Below are 5,997 nucleotides of genomic sequence, written 5' to 3' on the forward strand. Positions count from 1 at the left end.
TATCTGTTGTTTTTCTTTACAGTTATAATTTACATCAAATCAATAAAAAGAAACCTTTTCTTCCGATGTAGTTTAATATGACTCATAAGTGAGCACAGATATTTTTTTATTTCTCATAAGTGCAATTTTTTTAATCTTTTTATAAATTAATCCTCAATTTTTAGTCCGTTTGGTAATCCTAATAAAAAAACGATGATATCAGTATTAAATTTTTGATATCATCGTTTTTTATTAGAATTAAAGTAGCTTTACTACGATACACTATTTCCTACTTCTTTTTTTCTTTATTACTTTGAATAGCTCTATAAACAAAAAAATCAAATGATATAAATGCATATCATTTGATTCACATCACGATATATAGTTTCAAAATTCCTTATACTCATTTTCTTTACTTCATATTCTATCTTTTGAATTTCATGTTTAACTTATTCTACATCGCCTCTGTTTATTAATAGTATTTCTTGAATATTTTTAATCGGTATATTTTCTATAATTTCCCTATCTATTATCATAGAATAATCTATACTCATCTTTTTTAAATAATTTTTTATTTCCTTCTTTAAAATTTCTAAATTACCCTCAGGTTTATTTTCCACAAAAAATACATATTGGTAATCTTCCCTTAGATGAAATTCCTTTTCATATTTCCTTATTTCGATAATATAGGTTTTTTTATTCTTAAAAAACACGAACTTTCCTTTATTAAAAACCAGAAATTCCTCTGCTTGATATTTTTCCTGAAACTTATCTAATATAAGAAAAATATCAAAAAAACTATTATCCCAAGCATCTGCCTTCCCGATTTCCTTCAAAAAATTCATATTAACCTTTGATACTATTATATATTCATTCTTGTCAAAGTCGTTTTTCACATACTCAACTCCTCATATTGACACGATTATATAATTTAGTATATTTTTTATTTTTCTTTACTAATGGAATTTCATAATAAAATATATTTCTAACCAAACTGCTAACATTTATTAATCCTAATACACTATTGATATCAAATTCGCTAAAATATCATCTCTAATTCCTTTTGCCATCCTCTATTTTTATAAAGTGCAATACCAATTAATTATCCTTGAAATTTTCTCCTAAAAAAATCACAAGTGTTTTTTAAACACTTGTGATTTTTTAATTACTATTATTTTTTGATACCTTATCCATTAGTTTAAGAAGTCCCTTTAGATAGCGAGTAGAAGAATAGCAAACTTCTCCATTATTCATAATAATTTCTCTATCTTTTTGCTTAATCTCCCTAATATTATTTATATTTACTACATATGATTGATGACATCGATAGAAATCTTGACTTATTTTATCCATATCTTTTATCTTGCCATAAAACTCAACTTGCCTATTTTCCATATGTAGAACTAACTTATGTGGTGTAGTGGACGAATCGATAAACTGAATATCATCTATATTTATTTTGATTTGTTTATCCCCTGTTTTCACTATAAAAGCTTTTTTTTGGGGATTTATATCATTCAAATGTCGTTCATGGGCTACATCAATACAATCTCTAATTTTTTCTTTATAACGTAATGTATCATCTTTTGGAATATAATCCATTGCCTCTACTTTATATAGGAATGTTAAATATGCTAACTCTGCATGAGTCGTTATAAAAACTATTTTACCCGAAGAATCATACTTTCTAATTTGTGCTCCTAATGCGATTCCATTCATTTCATGTTTTAGATCTACATCTAGGAAATACAAACCTGTAGTTTGATTATTTTGTATATAATCTAGTATTTGATCTGGATTAGAAGTTGCCATCTCAAACTCTATATCATAATCTTGCATATATATATATTTTTTTATAGCATCCACTATATCATTAAGTTGTCGTTCATCATCTTCACAAACAAATATTTTCAACATAATGTTCTCTCCTAATCACTCACTAATTTCTAATATTTGAGTAAAAATATTTTGTTCAATAATTGTTTCTAATGTTACTTTATTCAGTGGGCCTATCATATCTTTTAAATTACTTAGTCCCATTCCTCTATTTGAATCTTTTGTTGAGAAGCCCATTTTTTGCATTTCATGTAGCTTAGGTATGTCATTACCACATGAATTTGAAATTACAATAATAATGGAGCTTTCCCTTTTAATAATACCGACTCTAATCTTTCCATCTTTATTCTGTTGGACTTCCTCAATTGCATTATCCAGTAAAATCCCTAACGACCTGACTAATATAATTGGATTCATATTAATTTTTTCTATGATGTCTTTCCCTTCAAATTCTGTATCTATTCCTAACTCCTGTGAATATAAAAGCTTACTTGCGATGATACTTTTTATTTCCCTTACCTTTATGTTACTTAGCTGTGATAATTTAAAAGTATTATCGCTAATGATATTTGAAGTTGGTTTCACATTTTGATAATAATATGCTTTTAATCCTGGTAAATCCTCATCATTTATATAGCTCTCAAGCGAGGTTAATATATTTTGATAATCATGCTTAAATTTCCGCATCTCATTATAGTTCTTCTCTAATCCACTGGTGTAACTTTGCATATATTCTAGTTCTTTTTTCTTCTGCTTATTTTCTATATCTTTTTGCATAATATATATTAAAACCATATATATTGTAATAGAAATCAGAGCATAAATAAGAAACAAAATGGCATTTGTTTCTTCTACTATATTAGATTCACCCTCGAAGCGCTCAACAAAGATATCTACATAATAGCTGATAAAAGTAAAAACTGTAATTCCAGTTCCTATCCATCTCATACTTTTATTCATGCTAATTTTTTCAAAAAACCTATCCCTTACAAAAACTATAATGCTTCCCAACACTATGGCAATAATGAATGAAGCAAATAAATGAATATATAGCTGCATATTACTACTAGAATCATTCAAAACTACCTGTTTAAGGTGCGAAAAACTAATTGTCGTTATGTAATCTGAAAGTATCAATAAAAGTACTGATATGGAAGCAACAGTTAAACTGACATCTATTTTTTTCGTTATATATAAATTTAAAGTGACAATAAAGAGCCAATTGATTAATACAGTTATTAATCCTAAAGGAACATATAACAATGATGTACATAATGCAGCTAACATACTTACAACTATAATCTGAATATTAACTTTCCTCTGAGGTAAAATGAAAATATTTAAGCACATAGTTAATAATAGCTGCATACAAACCATATCTAAATGATTAGTAAAAAAATAGTTCATAATTTCAAATATTACCCTTCTATTAATTTTGTATCTAGAGATCCTCTTATCTCAATTACTAGATTTAAGATATTCCAATAAAAATAGATAATTTTTAATAATTTCACTAACTACATCCAAAATTATATCATAGCCCTAGTCTATATTTACTTTTCATAATTTTCAGAATTACATTACAGTTATAGCTGGATGCTATATTCTTATTTTTCTGTAGAGCATATATACTTTGTCTTTTTACTTCGCTAACCAGTAAAGAAATACGCACTTTTGATATCAAAAGTGCGTATTTCTTTACTCAAATGTGCAAATTGAAACAATATCGTGAAAAATAAGAAATTAAAAATTGTATTGTATCTTTTACAGCATAATAAATTGTAGAGGTGATAAGAATGATAAATATTTCAATTGAAGAAAGAATTTCTAAGGTAATTACAGATAGAATTATAAATACAAATGTAGTAAATGACACAGAATATGCAAAGATAAATTACGGCATTAATGTTCTAATTATTAACTTATTTAAACTTTTTATCATATATGCTGCAGCTTGGTTTTTTAACTGTTTCTTTAACACGCTCATTATGCATGCTGCATTTTACAGTATTAGAAGGCACGGCTATGGTTTTCATGCTCAAAAAAGTATTAATTGTACGTTAATAGGAATTTCACTTTTTGTTATAATTCCACTATTGATCCAAGACATTATTATCACTAAAGGAATTTTCTTATTCATTATCTTATTGGATTTTATCCTATTGAATTATTATGCTCCATCTAAAACAAAAAGAAATTATATTGGAAATAAAGAGATGCAAAAAAAACATAAAAATAAAACATTACTAGCAAACTTTCTTATCCTCATTTTAGTTATCTTTATAAAAGATTCAAATATTTGTTTATTAATTACACTAGGTTCATTTTTTGCATCTATATTTACTACACCACTATCATATAAGATATTAGGAGGACTATAACATGAATAAACTACTTAATAATACTATTAAATACATCAAACATCTAATTTATAAATTAAGCCTCGCTATTGGAGATAGGGCATTAGAAAATTGCTGTTTTTTAACTGCTTATGAACCAGAACTACCAAAAGAGCTTCAATTAAATGAACAAGAGCAACCATCCTTACAAGTAAACAATGAATATTAATATATAAAAATTCAACAAATTCTCTTAGAATGCATAAATTCAAGAAGACGTAACAATCATAAAATATAATTCTTTCAGTGTAAGCACATCCCAAAATAGAAAAATTATTCTATAAAAAGAAGCTAACCTATGTTAGCTTCTCGTCATCTCATGCCCAATTGCACGATATCCTATATCACTTCGGTAAAATAAACCATCACTCTCAATTTTACCGATTTCTTTATAGACCTTATCTTTCGCTGCTTGTAAACTATTCGCCTTACAAGCAACAAATAATACACGGCCACCGTTTGTTACAAAGTCACCATGTTTCATCGCTGTACCCGCATGGAAAACAATCACATCTTGCAGTGCATCTAATCCGTTAATAATTTCACCTTTTTTATATGCTTCTGGATATCCTTTCGAAGCAAGTACGACACCAATAACTGCTTCCTTTGACCATTGTAACGTTAATTCACTTTCATCTAATACAGCGTTACATACATCAACTAAATCATTTTCTAAGCGTGGTAATACAACTTCCGTTTCAGGATCACCAAAGCGTGCATTGAACTCAATTACCTTTGGACCATCATTCGTTAAAATAAGCCCCGCATATAAAATTCCTGTAAACGAACGATTTTCTTGGATCATCGCTTTAGCAGTTGGATGTAATACTGTTTGAATCGCTTCTTGAACCGCTGACTCCGGAATTTGTGGTACTGGAGAATATGCGCCCATTCCGCCTGTATTAGGACCTTTATCGCCGTCAAAAGCTCGTTTATGATCTTGAGCAATTACCATCGGATGTACAGTTGTTCCATTTACAAATGCCATTAATGAAAATTCTTGTCCATCTAAAAACTCTTCAATAACGACCTTCTTGCTTGCTGCGCCGAATTTCACATCTTGTAGCATTTCTTTCACAGCTTGCAATGCATCTTCAAGCGTCATTGCTACCGTTACACCTTTACCAGCAGCTAACCCATCTGCCTTAATTACGATCGGTGCACCAACTTTCTGAATGTACTTTACTGCCTCTTCATAGTCTGTAAAAGTTTCATATGCCGCAGTTGGAATATCATACTTTTTCATCAATTCTTTTGTAAAAGCTTTACTACCTTCAATAACCGCAGCCGCTTTATTAGGTCCAAATACACGAAGTCCCTCTTCCTTAAAGCGATCAACGACTCCATTCATAAGTGGAATTTCTGGTCCAACGAAAGTTAAGCCTACATTGTTTTCTTTTGCGAATAAGACTAATGCATCAAAATCATTCTCATCAATATCAACTGGTGTTGCAACATCTCGCATACCTTCATTACCTGGCGCTACATATACTTTTTCTACCTTTTCAGATTGTGCAAATTTCCAAGCTAAAGCATGCTCACGTCCACCACGGCCGATTACTAAAACATTCATATTTCATCCCCCAATAATTAAATAAGTACAAACTAGAAGCTATGCTCCTAGTTTGTTTTCATATCAATAAAAGTTTAAAAAGGAGGATCAAGAGAACCGAGCAGGTCAAGGCGCATTTGCCAGGAGGACACGGAGTGTAGCTTTCCTACATGAGTACCGCACTGGCTATGCAACGACGACATGCGACAGTTATCTTGACCGGACTTTTTA

At 29.5% G+C, this 5,997-nt stretch carries 6 protein-coding genes; 2 read left to right on the forward strand and 4 right to left on the reverse strand.

Going from position 1 to position 5,997, the window contains the following annotated elements; translation table 11 throughout:
- Positions 1–428 precede the first annotated feature (428 nt).
- From DET63_RS29570 to DET63_RS29580, 3 genes are all read right to left on the reverse strand, one after another.
- Entirely contained in the window at positions 429–875 is a 447-nt protein-coding gene (locus tag DET63_RS29570; protein ID WP_098200735.1) for a hypothetical protein, read from the reverse strand.
- A 265-nt stretch (positions 876–1,140) separates the two neighbouring features.
- Positions 1,141–1,896: a LytR/AlgR family response regulator transcription factor gene (locus DET63_RS29575; RefSeq protein ID WP_098200734.1), complete on the reverse strand. Its 756-nt coding sequence runs from the start codon at positions 1,894–1,896 to the stop codon at positions 1,141–1,143.
- 15 nt (positions 1,897–1,911) lie between these two features.
- Positions 1,912–3,102 (reverse strand): GHKL domain-containing protein, encoded by a 1,191-nt coding sequence (locus tag DET63_RS29580; RefSeq protein WP_181777965.1) that lies wholly within the window; start codon positions 3,100–3,102, stop codon positions 1,912–1,914.
- 509 nt (positions 3,103–3,611) lie between these two features.
- On the opposite strand from DET63_RS29580, the gene DET63_RS29585 reads away from it, so the two are divergent.
- Together DET63_RS29585 and DET63_RS29590 are read left to right on the forward strand one after the other, a co-directional pair.
- On the forward strand, positions 3,612–4,196 hold the full coding sequence (locus DET63_RS29585) for an accessory gene regulator B family protein (protein WP_113938625.1): 585 nt from the start codon (positions 3,612–3,614) through the stop codon (positions 4,194–4,196).
- Position 4,197: 1 nt separating this feature from the next.
- On the forward strand, positions 4,198–4,383 hold the full coding sequence (locus DET63_RS29590) for a cyclic lactone autoinducer peptide (protein ID WP_098200731.1): 186 nt from the start codon (positions 4,198–4,200) through the stop codon (positions 4,381–4,383).
- Positions 4,384–4,515: 132 nt separating this feature from the next.
- Here the strand turns inward: DET63_RS29590 and purD are convergent, their stop codons facing one another.
- On the reverse strand, positions 4,516–5,787 hold the full coding sequence (gene purD, locus DET63_RS29595) for a phosphoribosylamine--glycine ligase (protein ID WP_113938626.1): 1,272 nt from the start codon (positions 5,785–5,787) through the stop codon (positions 4,516–4,518).
- Positions 5,788–5,997: the final 210 nt, after the last annotated feature.

Source organism: Bacillus sp. DB-2, from assembly GCF_003315125.1.
In the GTDB taxonomy this organism is placed as follows: Bacteria; Bacillota; Bacilli; order Bacillales; family Bacillaceae_G; genus Bacillus_A; species Bacillus_A mycoides.